The sequence below is a fragment of the Tessaracoccus aquimaris genome, assembly GCF_001997345.1.
In the GTDB taxonomy this organism is placed as follows: Bacteria; Actinomycetota; Actinomycetes; order Propionibacteriales; family Propionibacteriaceae; genus Arachnia; species Arachnia aquimaris.
Window position 1 is genome coordinate 1,362,282 of the sequence record NZ_CP019606.1, and the last position, 17,468, is coordinate 1,379,749.

11 protein-coding genes and 4 pseudogenes are annotated in these 17,468 nt (G+C 69.8%); 9 read left to right on the forward strand and 6 right to left on the reverse strand.

The genetic code is table 11. From position 1 onward, the window contains the following. The first annotated feature begins 117 nt into the window (after positions 1-117). Positions 118-969, forward strand: coding sequence for an alpha/beta fold hydrolase (locus tag BW730_RS06405; RefSeq protein WP_077685529.1), 852 nt, complete (start codon positions 118-120; stop codon positions 967-969). Positions 970-1,042: 73 nt separating this feature from the next. Here the strand turns inward: BW730_RS06405 and BW730_RS06410 are convergent, their stop codons facing one another. From BW730_RS06410 to BW730_RS19950, 6 genes and pseudogenes are all read right to left on the reverse strand, one after another. Beyond that, complete coding sequence (locus BW730_RS06410) at positions 1,043-1,246, reverse strand: hypothetical protein (protein ID WP_077685530.1); 204 nt, start codon at positions 1,244-1,246, stop codon at positions 1,043-1,045. Positions 1,247-1,445: 199 nt separating this feature from the next. Beyond that, entirely contained in the window at positions 1,446-2,042 is a 597-nt protein-coding gene (locus tag BW730_RS06415; RefSeq protein WP_158522500.1) for a uroporphyrinogen decarboxylase/cobalamine-independent methonine synthase family protein, read from the reverse strand. Next, positions 1,934-2,398: a uroporphyrinogen decarboxylase/cobalamine-independent methonine synthase family protein gene (locus tag BW730_RS06420; RefSeq protein WP_077685532.1), complete on the reverse strand. Its 465-nt coding sequence runs from the start codon at positions 2,396-2,398 to the stop codon at positions 1,934-1,936. The genes BW730_RS06415 and BW730_RS06420 overlap by 109 nt, the downstream gene beginning before the upstream one ends. Beyond that, positions 2,398-3,452: pseudogene (gene mnmA, locus BW730_RS06425) on the reverse strand (tRNA 2-thiouridine(34) synthase MnmA). Before mnmA ends, BW730_RS06420 begins: the two are co-directional and overlap by 1 nt. Before the next feature lie 51 nt (positions 3,453-3,503). Then, a complete protein-coding gene (locus tag BW730_RS06430; protein ID WP_250637762.1) occupies positions 3,504-4,349 on the reverse strand; it encodes a cysteine desulfurase family protein in 846 nt (281 codons plus the stop codon). A gap of 98 nt (positions 4,350-4,447) precedes the next feature. Further along, positions 4,448-4,624: pseudogene (locus BW730_RS19950) on the reverse strand (aminotransferase class V-fold PLP-dependent enzyme); the annotation flags it as partial. A gap of 95 nt (positions 4,625-4,719) precedes the next feature. Here BW730_RS19950 and glgX point away from each other — a divergent pair. From glgX to treZ, 8 genes and pseudogenes are all read left to right on the forward strand, one after another. Next, a pseudogene (gene glgX / locus BW730_RS20280) lies at positions 4,720-8,920 on the forward strand (glycogen debranching protein GlgX); the annotation flags it as partial. 8 nt (positions 8,921-8,928) lie between these two features. Continuing rightward, positions 8,929-10,071 (forward strand): phosphotransferase, encoded by a 1,143-nt coding sequence (locus BW730_RS06445; RefSeq protein ID WP_077685534.1) that lies wholly within the window; start codon positions 8,929-8,931, stop codon positions 10,069-10,071. A gap of 35 nt (positions 10,072-10,106) precedes the next feature. Next, positions 10,107-12,004: pseudogene (gene glgB, locus BW730_RS06450) on the forward strand (1,4-alpha-glucan branching protein GlgB). Further along, complete coding sequence (locus BW730_RS06455; RefSeq protein WP_077685535.1) at positions 12,001-12,780, forward strand: NUDIX hydrolase; 780 nt, start codon at positions 12,001-12,003, stop codon at positions 12,778-12,780. Before glgB ends, BW730_RS06455 begins: the two are co-directional and overlap by 4 nt. A 310-nt stretch (positions 12,781-13,090) precedes the next feature. Beyond that, a complete protein-coding gene (locus BW730_RS19150; RefSeq protein ID WP_077685536.1) occupies positions 13,091-13,828 on the forward strand; it encodes an alpha-amylase family glycosyl hydrolase in 738 nt (245 codons plus the stop codon). Beyond that, positions 13,777-14,322: a hypothetical protein gene (locus BW730_RS19155; RefSeq protein WP_077685537.1), complete on the forward strand. Its 546-nt coding sequence runs from the start codon at positions 13,777-13,779 to the stop codon at positions 14,320-14,322. Before BW730_RS19150 ends, BW730_RS19155 begins: the two co-directional genes overlap by 52 nt. Continuing rightward, a complete protein-coding gene (locus tag BW730_RS19160) occupies positions 14,319-15,608 on the forward strand; it encodes a malto-oligosyltrehalose synthase (RefSeq protein WP_226997110.1) in 1,290 nt (429 codons plus the stop codon). The genes BW730_RS19155 and BW730_RS19160 overlap by 4 nt, the downstream gene beginning before the upstream one ends. Positions 15,609-15,621: 13 nt before the next feature. After that, the gene (gene treZ, locus BW730_RS06470) at positions 15,622-17,352 is read left to right on the forward strand and encodes a malto-oligosyltrehalose trehalohydrolase (protein ID WP_145952752.1); all 1,731 of its coding nucleotides are present in this window, start codon (positions 15,622-15,624) and stop codon (positions 17,350-17,352) included. Positions 17,353-17,468 lie beyond the last annotated feature (116 nt).

The following is a 17,468-nucleotide window of genomic DNA, read 5'->3' on the forward strand; positions in this document are numbered from 1 at the left end:
ACCGTGGCGACGCGCCGCCCGCGACCGACTAGATCCCGGAACCGCCCCATCGCCTGTCGGGTCGCCCCTAGTCTCGAAGAAGCGCTACCCAAGGCCCCCAACGAGAGGCGGCAGCAGATGCCACACGACGCCGAGGACCTGTCAACGGTCGAGCTGCCCGCCGGACAGGTCGACTACTTCGACAGCGGAGGCTCCGGTCCCGTGATCGTCGCCTGCCACGGAGTGCCGATGGACCACCGCCAGTGGCGGAAGGTGATCCCTCTCCTGGGCGACTTCCGGGTGGTCGCGCCGATCCTCCCGATGGGCGGCCACCGGCGCCCGATGCGCCACGAGGCGGACCTCAGCCAGCGCGGCATGGCCCGGATCCTCGCGGACCTGCTCGACGCCCTCGACCTGCGCGACGTCACGCTCGTCCTCAACGACTGGGGCGGCGGCCAGTTCCTGGTGAACGAGGGTCGCACCGAGCGGGTCGGCAGGCTTGCGCTGGTGGCGTGCGAGGCATTCGACAACTTCCCGCCGGGCCCCGGCAAGGCCCTGGAACTCGTCGCGAAGACCCCGGGCGGCATGTGGCTGCTGGTGGCGATGATGCGACTGCGTCCATTCCGGAAGATGCCGGGCGGATACGCGTCGATGAGCCTGAAGGGGCTCCCGGACGACCTGCTCGTCGACTGGTTCACCCCCGCCTGGCGCAGCCGCGAGATCCGACGCGACTTCCGCAAGTTCGCGGTGGGCGCCCCCGACAAAGAGACCCTGCTCGCCTGGTCGGCAGAGTTGGCGGGGTTCGAACGCCCGGTGCTTGTGGTGTGGGCCGACCGCGACCCCATGATGCCGTCCGAGCACGGCCCACGACTGGCCGAGTTGTATCCCGACGCGCGACTGGAGATCGTGGCGGACAGTTCGACGCTGGTTCCCGAGGATCAGCCGGAGGCGCTGGCCGCGCTGCTGGCGGAGTTCGCGTCGCGGGGTTGACGGGCGGCTCAGGCGTGCGTCGGAGGCCGAGCGCTGCTCAGGTCCGTGCCGCGGCGCTCCCGGGCGAGGTGGCTCAGGAGCCGGTGAGCAACAGGTAGAACATCCGCCCGAGGAAGAACAAGGCGACAGCGATGCCGACGACGATGATCGGCACGATGATCCGCTGGATCTTCTTCCACCGGGTGGTGGGCACGCCCGTCGGCCCCCAGGTGCCGCGGCCCGCCTGCGCGCGGGTCGGCGTCTGGCCGTTGAGGTTCAGGTCGGAGAAGACGCGCATGGGGCCAGCTTAGGCGAAGATCCGGGCGACCAACGGGAGGTGGCCGCCGGGAGACACTCGCGCATCGCGGGCGACCAGCGGGGCTCTGGCGATGAGCGGCCTCCGTGGCTCGACGGCGATTCGCACGCTCAAAGGTGCCGCACCGAACACCGCACCGTGCCCAGGATCTCGCCCGGCGACGGCGCGACGCCGGAGCGGACTAGCCGCGGGCGAGGGACTCCTCGACCAGGGAGGCGGCGCGCGTCAGCGCCTCGAGTTGGGGCGCCACGTCGCGTTGCGACCAGCCCGCCAGCCCGCACGCTGTGCCGAGCAGCAGCCCGGGGTACACGTCGGCCTGGACGGCTCGCAGCACCCGCAGCGACTCGCGGACCAGGTCGTCGACCCCCTGCCTGGTCGGCTGGTCGGTGCGCACCACGCCCAGGCAGAGTCCGCGCGCCTCGTCGATCCACTGAGCCAGGTCGTCCAGGTCGGCCAACCGTGAGTCGACGGCGACCCCGGCGAAGCCCGCACGTCTCGCCACGTCGAGCCAGCGGCCGGGCGCGCAGCAGTGCAGCCACCCGGCGTGGCCGAAGGGCTGCAGCGCGGCCACGAGTTCGGGTTCGTCGACGCGGCGGTGCTTGGAGAATCCGGAGGCGGTCGGGATCGCACCGTCGGCGACGGCGACCAGCGAGGGCTCGTCGACCTGGATCAGCACCGAGGCGCCCGGCACCCGGCTACCGAGTTCGGCCCGCAGCCAGCCGACGCCCTCCAGCAGCGCCTGTGCGACCTCGCGGCGCGCGCCGTGGTCGGCGAGCAACCGGTCCCCATCGGCCGTTCCACGCAGGCCGCGAGAGTCCACGGGCCTGCGACGCCCACCTTCAGCGTCTGGTCGAAGCCCTGAAGCAGTTCCTCGGTGTCGTCGAGGTCGTTTCGCCACTGCGCGCGGGCACGCCGCTGCTCCGCCGTCGAATGCGGGGTCAGCCGCCACCCGGCAGGCTGCAGGTCGAAGCCCAGGCCGTCGATCAGCCCGAGCGCGCGTCCGACCAGTTGCGACGCGACGCCGCGGGCAGGCAGTTCCGGAAGCGGCAGCACCTCGGGAAGCGCCTCGGTCATCGCGGTCAGCGCGCCGCGGAAGTCGGTGCCGGGGAGCGACCCGGCGGCGGTGACGCGCATCAGGCGGCCTCGGCGATCACGGCGCTGCCGACCACCCGGTCGCCGGAATACACGACCACCGTCTGGCCGGGCGCGACGCCTGAGGCGGGCTCGTCGAGGTCGACGCTCAACCCGTTCCCGGTCGCCACGACCGTGGCCTCCTGCGCGACGCCGTGCGCCCGGTACTGCGCCCTTCCCCGGAAGGAGCCCTCGACGGGGCCCTCGGTCCAGGTCGGCCGGATGCCGGAGAGGCGCCGCACGCCCAACTGGGCGCGATCGCCCACCACGACGGTGCGGGAGACGGGTTCGATGCTCAGCACGTAGCGCGGGTCGCCCGAGGGTGAGGGGACTCGCAGGTCGAGGCCCTTGCGTTGGCCGACTGTGTAGCGGTGCGTGCCGCGGTGCTGGCCGAGCACCGCGCCGTCGGCGTCGACGATGTCGCCGGGGCATCGTCGATGTAGCGGGCGAGGAAGCCCTGCGTGTCGCCATCGGCGATGAAGCAGATGTCGTGGCTGTCGGGCTTCTTCGCGACCCCGAAGCCAAGCGCCCTTGCCTCCTCGCGGACCACCGGCTTCTCCACGTCGAACAGCGGGAAGAGGCAGCGCGAGAGTTGCTGCTGGTTGAGCATGCCGAGCACGTAGGACTGGTCCTTCGCGTCGTCGGCGGCCCGGTGCAGCGACACCGTCGAGTCGGGGTTGCGGCGCAGGTCGGCGTAATGGCCGGTCGCGACCGCATCGAAGCCGAGCCCGATGCCACGGTCCAGGACGGCGGCGAACTTGATCTTCTCGTTGCAGCGCAGGCACGGGTTCGGGGTGCGACCTGCGCGGTACTCGGCGACGAAGTCCTCGACGACGGCCTCGTGGAACTCCTCCGCGAAGTCCCACACGTAGAACGGGATGTCGAGCTTGTCCGCGACCCGGCGCGCGTCGTGGGAGTCCTCGAGCGAGCAGCAACCGCGGGCGCCGGAGCGGTACGACGCGGGGTTCTTCGACAGCGCAAGGTGCACGCCCGTCACGTCGTGGCCCTCGGCCACGAGGCGCGCTGCGGCGACGGCGGAGTCGACCCCGCCTGACATCGCGACCAGTACCCGCACCGTGTCTCCTCCCGTTGGATCGGCCGTGACAGTCTACGCGCCGAAGGCGGAACGACCCTGCTCGACGGCGAGCGGCAGGACCTCCTCCAGCCGGGCGATGTCGGCCTCGGTGGTGGTGCGTCCGAGCGAGAAGCGCAGCGACTGGCTCGCCTCGTCGACGCTGCGCCCCATGGCGAGCAGCACCTCGCTCGGCTGATGCACTCCCGCGCGGCAGGCGGAGCCGACGGAGGCGTGCACCCCGCGTTGGTCGAGGAGGAACAGCAGGTCGTCCGCCCTGATCCCGTCGAAGGTGGCGTTGACGATGTGCGGGGCACCGTCTGGAAGCGAGTTGAGCCGACCTCCGACGGCGAGCGCGGCGGCAGCGACGCGGTCCCGCAGCACGGTGAGCCGGTCCCGTTCGCCGTCGAGTTCCTGGACGGCGAGGCTCGCGGCCCGCGCGAAGGCCGCGGCCAGCGCGACGGAGTTGGTGCCGGAGCGAACGCCCCTCTCCTGACCTCCGCCGAGCCCGACGGCGGCGGGCACGATCGCACGCCCGGCGAGCAGCGCCCCGACGCCGACGGGGCCGCCGATCTTGTGCGCGGACAGCGTCATCAGGTCGAGCGAACTGGCGTGGAAGTCGACGGGCACGTGTCCGAGTGCCTGCACCGCGTCGCTGTGCATCCAAGCGCCGCAGCGGACCGCAGCCCGGCGCACCTTCTCGACCGGTTGGACGGCGCCGGTCTCGTTGTTGACCCACATCACCGACACCAGGGCAACCGACTCGTCGATCGCGGCGACGGCGGCGCCCACGTCGACGATCCCGTCGCGGTCGACGGGCAGCACCTCAGCGCCCCGCTCCTGCGCCCCGGCCACCGCTGGGTGTTCGACGGCCGAGACCAGCGCACGGGTGCGGCCTTGCTGCTCGCGCGCGGCCCACCCCCGAGCACCGCGATGGTGTCGGCCTCCGACCCACCGGAGGTGAAGATGACCTCGCTGGGGTGCGCGCCAACGGCATCGGCCAGTTCCTCGCGCGCCTCCTCCAGCGCGGCGGCGGCCCGCTGCCCCAACCGGTGCAGCGACGCCGGGTTGCCGACCAGTTCGGAGGCCGACACGAACGCCTCCACCGACTCCTGGCGCATCGGGCTGGTCGCCGCGTGATCGAGGTACACAGACATGGCCCCACTGTAGTGAAGCGCGCCTCCGTGGGTTTTCGTCCCGGCGTGGCACAATTGCCGCGCCCACCGAGATAGAAAGCGTGAACCGAGTAGCCATGCAGATCCCAGACACCTCCCGGCTCGGCGCCCGTGTCACCGACATCGGGGTTGCCTTCGGGCTGTGGGCACCCCGCGCCGACAAGGTCGAACTTGCGCTGATCGACGGCAGGAACAAGCAGCACAACCACCACATGCACCGTGACGAGCACGGCATCTGGACGCTTGAGGTCCCGGGGATCGGCGCGGGCCAGCAGTACGGCTTCCGGGTGCACGGCGACTGGGACCCGTCGGACGGCTCCCGGTTCAACCCCGCGCGACTGCTGCTCGACCCCTACGCCCGCGCCATCGTCGGCGGCATCGACTTCCGCGGCCCGATCCTCGACCACGTCGCAGGCAACCCTGACACGATGTCGACGGAGGACTCCTTCGGGGCGGTGCCCGTCTCGGTCGTCGTCGCCGACTCCCCTCCCCCGACGCCGATCGCGCGCCGCAGGACGATGGCCGAGTCCGTGATCTACGAGACGCACCTGCGCGGCTACACCAAACTGCACCCCGACGTGCCCGAGCACCTGCGCGGCTCCTACCTCGGGATGGCCGACCCTGCCGTGATCGAGCACCTCGTCGGCCTCGGCGTCACCGCCGTCGAGTTCCTGCCGCTGCAGCACTTCGTGAGCGAGCCGTTCATCGCCCACAAGGGGCTGCGCAACTACTGGGGCTACAACACGCTCGGCTTCTTCGCCCCGCACGCCGCCTACGCCCCCCGGGGCACCGTCGGCAACCAGGTCACCGACTTCAAGCAGATGGTCTCCGCGCTGCACGAGGCGGGCATCGAGGTCCTCCTCGACGTCGTCTACAACCACACCGGCGAGGGCGGCCACGAGGGCCCGACGCTCTCGATGCGCGGCATCGACCATGACGCCTACTACCGGCTCACCAACGACCGCCGCGACGACTACGACGTGACGGGATGCGGCAACTCGGTCAACACGGCCCACCCGATGGTGCTGCAGTTGGTGCTCGATTCCCTTCGCTACTGGGTCACCGAGATGGGCGTCGACGGGTTCCGCTTCGACCTGGCCACCACCCTGATCCGGGACTGGCACCAGCACGTCGACCACGACCACCCCTTCAAGCGGGCGATCGCCTCCGACCCTGCCTTCGAGGGCATCAAGATGATCGCCGAGCCGTGGGACATCGGCCCGTACGGTTACCAGGTCGGCGCCTGGGGCCCGGGCTGGAGCGAGTGGAACGACCGGTTCCGCGACCACGTGCGCGACTACTGGCGCGGGTCGGTGCACGGCGTGCAGGAGTTGGCGACCCGACTGGCGGGATCGCCGGACCTGTTCGACCGGCCCGGCCGCTCCCCGCAGGCCAGCATCAACTTCGTGACCGCCCACGACGGCTTCACCATGCGCGACCTGGTCAGCTACGACGTCAAGCACAACCTGGCCAACGGAGAGGCCAACCGCGATGGCACCGACAACAACCACTCCTGGAACCACGGCTGGGAGGGCGACGCCCCCGACCCCGCGCTCAACGCGCTGCGCCGCCGTCAGGTGCTGAACCTGATGGCGACCCAGATCCTCGCGGCAGGCACCCCCATGATCACGGCGGGCGACGAGTTCGGTCGCACCCAGAAGGGCAACAACAACGCCTACTGCCAGGACTCGCCCCTCTCGTGGGTCGACTGGGGCTACCCGGACGTGTGGCGCGACGTGCAGGACCGGGTCGCGGCGCTGCTGCGGTTGCGCGCCGAGCACGAGTCGCTCCGGATGGACCGGTTCGCCTACCACACAGAGGTGATCGGCGAGAACGGCGAGAACCTTCAGCGCGTCGACCTGACCTGGATGGACGGCACCAACGGGCAGATGGGTGAGGACGCCTGGCACGACGGGTCGAGGCGGCTGCTCGGCATGTACGTCTCCAACGAGCGCGAGGCGTTCCTGACGTGGTTCAACTCCGCCCCCGACCCTGTCACCGTCGTGCTCCCGGGCCTTCCCTGGGGGTCGCGGTTCGAGGTCGCCTGGCACAGCGGCGACGAGGGCGAGGTTCCCATCGGCGAGGCCCTCGCGGCCAGGTCCGAGGTGGAGGTGCCCGGCCGAAGCGTCACGGTGATGCGCGTCGACGTGCCGCTCAGTTCGCGCGACCTCCTCGAACTCCAGGCGGAGGCGAGCACCGCCCCAAGGCCTGATCCCCCGCCTGTCAGGGTGTCGGCGGGACAAGCACCCGACCGGCGAGGGCCGCGCCCGCTAGGCTTGCCGTGTGACCGAGCAGTTCCCAGCCCGAAGCAGCAAGCGCATCGTCCGGACCGAGGGCGGCTTCGGCCGCATCCCGGTCAGCGGAGTGTCCCCCGTTCTCGAGGGCGGCGCCTACCCCGTCAAGGCGGTGACCCACGAGCGGCTGCTCGTGCAGGCCAACGTTTTCCGTGAGGGGCACGACGCCGTCAACGCGTCGGTGATCCTCACCTCCCCGCACGGCACCCAGCGCCGCATCGACATGACGCAGGTCGAGCCCATGGGCCTCGACATCTGGCAGGCGCACATCCGGATGGCGGCACCGGGCGACTGGACGTTCCGCGTCGAGGGTTGGTCCGATCCGTGGGGCACCTGGGCGCACACCGCCGAGAAGAAGCTTCCTGCGGGCGTCGACGTGGACCTGGTCCACATGGAGGGCCGCGAACTCCTCGAGAAGGCGGCGCGACAGGCCGAGGCGATGCGGACGCCCGGAGCCGCGAGCCTGCTGCGCGGCGCGGCCGCCGGCCTCACCGTCGACACCGAGGTCGACGAGGTGCTCGAGCTGATCTCGTCCGCGCCGATCACCCGCGCGATGGCCCGCTTCGGTGCCCGCGAACTCGTCTCCCCGACGCCCGACTACCCGATCCGCGTCGAGCGCAGGCGCGCGCTGTACTCCTCGTGGTACGAGTTCTTCCCGCGTTCGCAGGGCGCCTGGGTCGACGACGAGGGCCACTGGCATTCGGGCACCTTCCAATCCTCGATGGTGCGCCTCGAGGCGGCCGCAGCGATGGGCTTCAACGTCGTCTACCTGCCGCCAATCCACCCGATCGGCACCTCGTTCCGGAAGGGTCCGAACAACACGCTGACCCCCGGGCCCCAGGATCCCGGCTCGCCGTGGGCGATCGGCGCCCCCGAGGGCGGTCACGACGCCGTGCATCCCGACCTGGGCAGCCTCGAGGACTTCGACGCCTTCGTCGCGAAGGCCCGCTCTCTCGACATCGAGATCGCGCTCGACTTCGCGCTGCAGGCATCCCCCGACCACCCGTGGGTCACGGAGCACCCCGAGTGGTTCACCACCCGCCTCGACGGCACCATCGCCTACGCGGAGAACCCGCCGAAGAAGTACCAGGACATCTACCCGATCAACTTCGACAACGACCCGGTCGGCATCTACCACGAGGTGCTGCGGATCATCGAGTTCTGGATCGACCATGGCGTCACGATCTTCCGTGTCGACAACCCGCACACCAAGCCGGTCGAGTTCTGGGACTGGCTGATCGGGCGCGTCAACGAGCGGCACCCCGAGGTGATCTTCCTGGCGGAGGCCTTCACGAAGCCGCAGATGATGGCCGCGCTCGGCAAGATCGGCTTCCAGCAGAGCTACACCTACTTCACATGGCGCAACGTGAAGTGGGAACTGACGGAGTACCTGACGGAACTGTCGACGGAGATGGCCAACTTCTACCGGCCCAACTTCTTCGTCAACACCCCAGACATCAACCCGTTCTTCCTGCAGTCGGGCAACCAGGCGTCGTTCGCGATCCGGGCGATCCTCGCGGCCACCATGTCGCCGTCGTGGGGCGTCTACTCCGGCTTCGAACTGTTCGAGCATGAGCCGCTGGCCCCCGGCAAGGAGGAGTACCTCGACTCGGAGAAGTTCCAGTTCCGGCCGCGCGACTACGACGCCGAGCCGAACCTCAACATGCTGCTCGGTCGACTCAACGAGATCCGCGACGCCCACCCGGCGCTGCAGCAGTTGCGCGACGTGCACTTCCATCACGCGCCCAACGACGCCGTCATCGTCTTCTCCAAGCGCGACGGCGACGACACGGTGCTCGTGGTGTGTTCGCTCGATCCGGACAACACCGTCGAGTCGCAACTCAACCTCGACTTCGACGCCCTCGGGTTCCCCGCGGCGGGCAAGATCAGCGTCCGCGACGAACTGACGGGTGAGGAGTACCTGTGGGAGCGGCAGGCCTTCGTGCGGCTGTACCCGGGTAAGCCCGCCCACGTGCTGCACGTCACGGTGTCATGAGCGACGCCGACCTGACAGCGACGCTGTGGGACCTTGCGCTCGGGCAGCGTTGGTTCTCCGGAAGAGCAGGCCGTCCGGTCGACGTGGAACTGGGCGACTGGGCCCAGGCGCCCGAGCCAGGCAGGCCGGGGCTGCGGCCCGCGTTCCTCAACGTCGACTTCGAGGACGGCCACCGGGAGCGCTACCTGATCCCGCTGCTGTACAGCGACGGCGAGGCACCGATCGACGCGTGCGACGACGCCGGGATCCTGCTCGATCTGCTGCGCGAGGACGCCCCAGGCTTCGAGCGGTTGCTTCCGATCCCCGAGGGGCTTCCCGCGCGTCGCTATACCGGTGAGCAGTCGAACACCAGCATCTTCTACGGCGACCGACTGCTCGCAAAGGTGTTCCGACGCATCGAGCCGGGCAGCAACGTCGACGTCGAACTGCACCGCGAACTACGCGGCAGCGGCGTGGTCGCCGAGTTGTACGGCTCCTGGCACGTCGACGGAACCGACCTCGCCGTCTTCCTGGAGTCACTTCCCGACCCGACGGACGGGTACGTGCTCGCCTGCGAGTACGCGGCCGCGGGCCGCGACTTCACCGCCCACGCCGCCGCGCTCGGGGCTGCCCTCGCGACGGTGCACAGGGTGCTCGCGGAGCGACTCGGGACAGGGACCCGACCCGGCTCGGGGCTGGCCGCCGACTTCCGGACCCGTTTCGACGGGATCGCGGCGGAGCACCCGGAGGCACGGGAGTTCCTGCCGCGGGCGAGCGCCGTGTTCGACCAGGTCGCCGACGAGCAGATCGTCGTGCAGCGCGTGCATGGCGACTGCCACCTTGGGCAGGTGCTGCTGACCGGCGGGCGGTGGATCTACGTCGACTTCGAGGGCGAGCCACTCAAGAGCCTCGCCGAGCGCCGCGAGCCCGACTCGCCGCTGCGGGACGTGGCAGGAATGCTGCGCTCCTTCGGGTACGCGGAGGCCGCGGGCTCCGCGGGCGCCGACTGGCTGGCCGAGACGCGCAATGCGTTCCTGACAGGCTACGGGATCGACCCGGGTCGCCCCGACCCGCTGCTGTCGGCGTATGAGGCGGACAAGGCCGGCTACGAGGTCGCCTACGAGGCTCGCTACCGCCCCAACTCATCCGCGTACCGCTAGATTTCCTTTCAACACTTCCTGAAGGAGCATGAGCCATGGCACACGACACGTTCGGTGAACTCACGGGCTGGGACCTCGAAGGGTTCCACAGCGGGGGTGACACCGAACTGTGGAAACGGCTCGGCTCCCATGTTGTCGCGGAGACCGACGACGAGGAGGGCGCCATCTCTGGCGTCCGGTTCGCCGTCTGGGCGCCCAACGCGCGGTCGGTGCAGGTGATCGGCGACTTCAACTGGTGGACCGGCGACCAGATGCAACTCGTGCCGGGCAGCGGCGTGTGGGCGACCTTCATCGAGGGACTCGGCGAGGGAACGCTGTACAAGTACCGGATCGAGACCGAGGACGGCCGCTGGATCGAGAAGGTCGACCCGATGGCCCGCTTCAGCGAGCAGGCCCCGCGAACGCGTCGATCGTCTACGAATCGAAGTACGTCTGGTCCGACGACGACTGGATGCAGCGCCGCCGCGAGGCGAAGGCCCACGCCGAGCCGATGAGCGTCTACGAGGTCCACCTCGGCGGCTGGCGGCAGGGCAAGAGCTACCTCGACCTGGCAGAGGAACTGGTCAGCTACGTGAAGTGGCAGGGCTACACGCACGTGGAGTTCATGCCGGTCTCGGAGCATCCGTTCGCGCCGAGTTGGGGCTACCAGGTCACCGGCTACTTCTCCCCCACGTCGCGTTTCGGCAAGCCGGACGACCTTCGCCACCTGATCGACCGGCTCCACCAGGCGGGCATCGGCGTCATCATGGACTGGGTGCCGGGGCACTTCCCCAAGGACGAGTGGGCGCTCGGCCGCTTCGACGGCACGGCGCTGTACGAGCACGCCGACCCTCGTCAGGGCGAGCACATGGACTGGGGAACCTACATCTTCAACTACGGCCGCAACGAGGTGAAGAGCTTCCTGGTCAGCAACGCGCTGTACTGGATCCAGGAGTTCCACATCGACGGCCTCCGCGTCGACGCCGTCGCCTCGATGTTGTACCTGGACTACTCGCGCGAAGAGGGCGAGTGGGTGCCGAACGAGTTCGGAGGCCGCGAGAACCTCGAGGCCATCGACTTCCTGCGCTACGTCAACCGTCACCTGTACGAGCGGGAACCCGGCGTCGTGATGATCGCCGAGGAGTCGACCAGCTTCGCGGGCGTCACCAAGCCGGTGCACGAGGGCGGCCTCGGGTTCGGCTTCAAGTGGAACATGGGTTGGATGAACGACTCGCTGCGCTATCTGCAGCTCGACCCGATCTACCGCCAGTACGAGCACAACCTGCTGACGTTCGCGATGGTCTACCAGTACTCGGAGAACTTCGTGCTTCCGATCAGCCACGACGAGGTCGTGCACGGCAAGGGTTCGATGATCAACAAGGTGCCACAGGACGACTGGCGCAAGTTCGCCACGCTGCGCGCCTTCTACTCCTACATGTGGAGCTTCCCCGGCAAGCAGTTGATCTTCATGGGCTGCGAGTTCGGCCAGCGCCCCGAGTTCAACGAGGCAGCCAGCCTCGAATGGTGGGTCTCCGAACTGTGGGGCCACGGCGGCCTGCAGCGGCTGTTCCGCGACCTGAACCACATCTACCGCGACAACTCGTCCCTGTACGAACTGGACAACGACCCGGCGGGGTTCACCTGGATCAACGCCGACGACGCGGCCCACAACACGCTGTCGTGGGTGCGCAACGACTCGCGCGGCAACCACGTCGCCTGCGTGACGAACTTCTCGCCCGAGCCGCTGACCGACTACGAGATCGGCCTTCCCGAGGAGGGCGCCTGGGAGGAGATCCTCAACACGGACGCCCCGATCTACGACGGCTCCGGAGAGTTCGGCAACCTCGGCGAGGTCACTGCGACCCCCGAGCCGTGGGGCCATTTCCCCGCCCGCGCCCGCGTGACGGTGCCCCCGCTCGGCTCCATCTGGCTGCGCCGCAGCGTGGTGTCGTGACGGAGTTCCAGGTTCACGTCGACGTCAACGGCTCCACCGGCAATCTGCGCTGGGACGAGCAGCGCGTCGACGTGGACACCCTGCAGCGGGCGGTCTCGCTTGCCGCCGACGACGTGCTGGTGGGTCGCGGGCTGAGGAGGCTGCAGGTCGAGATCCCGGAGTGGGACACGGCCGCGCGCACGGCGCTGCACCGGGCCGGTTTCCGGTTGGAGGGGCGGCTCCGCTCGTCGCTCGAGCGTGAGCCGGGCGACTACCGCGACTCGCTGATCTACGCCAGGCTGGCGGTCGATCCGGTGTACGGGGTGCCCGGCCACTCGGGCGTGCTGAACTCGATCCTGCCCACCAAGCGGGTGATCGCGCACGCCCTGATGCGCGACGAGGCGGGCCGGGTGCTGCTGCTGGAGACGACCTACAAGTCGGACTGGGAGTTGCCGGGTGGGGTCGCCGAGGTCGGCGAGCCGCCCCGGGCCGCGGCCGAGCGGGAGATCCGCGAGGAGATCGGCCTGGAGGTGCGGCTGGGTCAGCCGCTTCTCGCGGACTGGATGCCGCCGTACCTGGGGTGGTCCGACGCCGTCGAGTTCATCTTCGACGCTGGCGTCGTCGACGCTGCGACCGTCGCGACGCTCGCCCCCTCGGACCGGGAGATCAAGGCCCTTCACTGGGTCGCGCCCGCGATGGTCACCGACCACGTGACGGAACTGTCCGCGCGCAGGATCGCCCTGATGCTGGAGGGCAGGCAGGGCTACACGGAGGCCGGCTACCTCGACGCGACGTGAGGCCGGCGGTCGGGACTTGCGTTGAGCAGTAGTCCACGTTCGACGCCCAACTCGAGCCGTTTTCACGTTCCAACCAGCAACGAACCCCGATTGCTGCTCAACGCCAAGCCACGGCCGACCGCGCAGCCATCGGCACTCCTCGCGCGGGCCGGGTCGGGACTTGCGTTGAGCAGTAGTCCACGTTCGACGTCCGACCCGAGCCGTTTTCACGTTCCAACCAGCAACGAACACCGAATGCTGCTCAACGCCAAGCCCATCCCAGGGAACTCGTCGAAGAGCCTCAGACCACCGACTCCAATAGAGTGGCGATGTGCAGCAACGATCAGATCTCGCCCTGCCCACGTCGACCTACCGGCTTCAGCTCAACGAGGGATTCACCTTCGACGATGCGGTCGCCCAGGTCCCCTACCTGGCCGACCTCGGCGTCACGCACATCTTCTGCTCCCCCATCCTGCAGGCCGCGCCCGGCTCGATGCACGGCTATGACGTCGTCGACCACACGCGCATCTCGGCCGACTGCGGCGGTGAGGCCGGGTTCCGACGGCTCGCCGACGCCGCGCACGCGGCAGGGCTCGGCATCGTCGTCGACGTGGTGCCCAACCACATGGCCGTGCCCACCCCGATCTGGAAGAACGCCGCCCTGTGGGACGTGCTGCGCAACGGCGCCGCCTCCGCGTACGCCGCCTGGTTCGACGTCGACCTCAGCTCCTCCCGGGCCGTCCTGATGCCGGTGCTCGGCCGCCGGATCGGCGACGAACTGGCCGACGGCAACATCCGCGTCGAGAGGCGAGACGTCGGGGGCACGAGGAGCCGGTGGTCGCCTACTTCGACCACGTCTTCCCGATCAGGCCCGGCACCGAGGACCTTTCGATCGACGAACTGCTGGAGCGGCAGTGGTACCGGCTGGCCTACTGGAAGGTCGCCAACGAGGAGCTCAACTACCGACGCTTCTTCGACGTCGACACCCTGGCGGCGCTGCGCGTCGAGGATGACGACGTGTTCGACGCCACCCACAAACTGCTGCTCGAGTTGTTCCGCGAGGGGCTGATCGACGGGTTCCGGATCGATCATCCCGACGGCCTCGCCACCCCGCGCGGCTACCTGCAGCGGCTGCACCGCGCCACCGGCGGCGCCTGGGTCGTCGTCGAGAAGATCCTCGAGCCGCACGAGCACCTGCCGCCCGGTTCGCGCTGCGCGGGCACCACGGGATACGACTCGCTGCTGCGCGTCGAGGGCCTGTTCAACGATCCGAACCAGCTTCCGAAGCTCGACGAGATCTGGGAGCGGCTCGGCGGCGCGGGTGAGGGCGGCTTCTCGCAGGTTCTGCTCGCCGCCAAGCGCGAGGTCGTGCGAACCATGCTGTTCACGGAGGTCAACCGGCTGACGTCGATCGCGGTGGCGATCTGCGAGTCCGACCTGGCCCTCTACGACCACACCAGGCGCGAGATGGGTCGCACCATCGCCGAACTCCTGGTCCAGATGGACCGCTACCGCGCGTACGTCGAGCCCGGTATCGCCGCCCCGAGGCGGAGCGCCAGGTGATCGCCGAGGCCGCCGACCGGGTCCGCCCGGAACTCGACGACGACGAGTCCTCGACGCTCGACCTGATCGTGCGACTGGTGCTTGGCGACGCGCCCGCAGGTGAGGGAGGCGGGGCCGAGACGCTGCCGAACATTTCGCACCGCCCGGGGTCGGGCGAGGATCCGGTGGCCGCGCTGCGGGCGGAGTTCATGATCCGCTTCGCGCAGACCTGCGGCCCCGTGATGGCCAAGTCGAAGGAGGACACGGCCTTCTACCGCTGGACCCGCTTCCTCGCCGTCAACGAGGTGGGGAGCGAGCCGACCATCGTCGGCATCTCCGCCGACGCCTTCCACGACTTCTGCACCCAACTCGGCTCCGCGTGGCCCGCCACGATGACGACGCTCTCGACGCACGACACCAAGCGCTCCGAGGACGTCCGCGCCAGGATGTCGGCGATGCTCGAGCACGCCAAGGAATGGGACGCATGCCTGACCGAGCTGAGGTCGGCCACGGATGAGGCGCGCTCGCCGCTGGTCGACGGGCCGACCGAACTGCTGCTGTGGCAGACGTTGGCCGCGACCTGGCGGCTGCCGGGGACCGCTGCCGGTAGCGAGCCGATCACGGGCGAGCGGCTCTCCGGCTACCTCACCAAGGCGATGCGGGAGGCCAAGGCGTACACGACCTGGACCTCCCCCGACGCGGCCTACGAGGACGCCGTCCAGACCCTCGCGCAGACGGCACTCGCAGACGAGCGGGTCGCGGCCGCGCTCGACGCGTTCGTCGCGGCAAGCTACGAGACGACCCGCGGCATCATCCTCGGCTCCAAGCTGATCCAACTGACCATGCCCGGAGTGCCGGACCTGTACCAGGGCAACGAGATCGTCGACCTGTCGCTGGTCGACCCCGACAACCGACGCCCCGTCGACTACGGCGCGCGTCGCGCGCTGCTCGCCGACACCGAGGCGGACTCCCTCGACGCGGAGAAGATGCTGGTCGTCAGGGAGGCGCTCCGGCTGCGCCGGGACCACCCCGATGCGTTCCGGGGGCCACGTCGTCCTACTCGCCGGTGGCGACCACGTCGGGGCAGGCGGTCGCGTTCGCGAGGGGCGTCGCGGGCGAGGAACGACTCACCGCGATCACCGTCGCGGCGCGGTTCAACTCGCAACTCACCGAGCGCGGCGGCTGGGGCGAGCACCAGATCATCCTCCCCGAGGGCCGCTGGCGCGACGCGCTGTCGGGCCGCGAGTTCGACGGCGGCCAGGTTCCGCTCGTCGACGTGCTGGAGCGGCGTCCCGTCGCCCTGCTGACGGTGGCCGCCCCGTGACGGCGGGGAGCGTCTGGGCGCCGTCCGCCGGATCGCTGTCGCTGCGACTCGGCGACGGAAGCGATCTCGCGATGCTGCCCGAACCCGAGGGCTGGTACCGGCCCGAGCGGGCGCTCCTGCCGGGCGAGCGCTACGGGTTCATCGTCGACGGCGATGGCCCGTTCCCCGACCCGCGTTCGCTCAGCCTGCCCGACGGCGTGCACGGCCTGAGCCGCGTCGTCGACCCCGCGATCTTCGGCAGGGCAACGAACTGGCCCGGTCGGCAGGTGCTTGGCGGCGTCCTGTACGAGATGCATGTCGGCACCTTCACGGCCGAGGGCACCCTCGACGCCGCGGTCGCCCGGCTCGACGACCTCGTCGCACTGGGGGTGGACGCCGTCGAACTGCTGCCGCTCGCCGCGTTCGCCGGCGAGCGCGGTTGGGGCTACGACGGGGTCGCGCCGTGGTCGGTGCACGAGGGCTATGGCGGCCAGGAGGCGCTGGTGCGCTTCGTCGACGCCGCGCACGCGAGGGGGCTCGGCGTGATCCTCGACGTCGTGCACAACCATCTCGGACCGGAGGGCGCCTATGTGTCCCGCTTCGGCCGCTACTTCAGCCCCCGGCACCAGACGCCGTGGGGCGACGGGATCAACCTCGACGACGACGGGTCGGCTCAGGTGCGCGACTACCTGATCGGCTCCGCGCGCCACTTCCTGGTCGACGTCGGGGTGGACGGGCTCCGCCTCGACGCGGTGCACGCGCTTGCCGACGACTCCCCCACGCACTTCTTGGCGGAGTTGTCGCTGCGCAAGGCAGAGTGGGAGGCCGAGACCGGCCGGGCCATGACGCTGATCGCCGAGTCCGACCTGAATCGGCCGAGCATGGTGATGCCGGTCGGCACCGAGCCAGAGGCGCGGGGGATGGACGCTCAGTGGGCCGACGACGTGCACCACGCGCTGCACGCGTTCTTCGGCAGGGAGCAGTCGGGCTACTACGTGGACTTCGGCGACGCGCATGCACTCGCGAAGGCCCTGACGAGGGTGTTCATCCATGACGGCGGATTCTCTCGGTTCCGCGGCCAGGACTGGGGCGCCCCGGTCGACCCGGACAGCCCGTACTACGACGGCCACTCGTTCGTGGTGTTCCTGCAGGACCACGATCAGGTCGGCAACCGCGCCGTCGGCGACCGGTTCGCGCAGCACGCCGGCGCGGATGACCAGGCGGCAGCGGCCGCCCTCTACCTGTTGTCGGCCTTCACGCCGATGCTGTTCATGGGCGAGGAGTGGGCTGCCAGCGCGCCGTTCCCGTTCTTCAGCCACCTCGGCCCGGACCTCGGGCCGCTGGTGACGGCCGGCCGGGCGCGCGAGTTCGCCGCGATGGGCTGGGACGCCGCCACCCCCGATCCGCAGGCAGGGGCGACCTTCGACTCGGCAAAGCTCGACTGGGCCGAGCGGGCAGATCCCGGGCATGCCCGGATGCTGGCCTGGTACCAGAAGCTGATCGGGCTGCGTCGCGACCACGAGGACCTGCGCGACCCGCGCCTGGGCGCCGTCCGCGTCGACGTCATCGACCCGAACACCCTGGCGATGCGGCGCGGCGACTTCCTGGTGGTCGCGACCCGCTCGACCTCGACGGTCCAGATCGACGAGCGCGACGAGGTCGTGGCCACGTGGAGCGAGGTCGCCCGGCCAACCGCGACCGAACTGATCCTCTCCTCCCCCGGCGCCACAATCCTCCGCCGCTCCTGACCCCCTCTGCGCGGACCGGGGTGCGGGTCTTCCGTTGAGCATGTTCGGTTGCTCGTTGCTCCACGCGCCAGGTTTGAACGTGCGAATCGCAAACGAGTTACCAAACATGCTCAAGA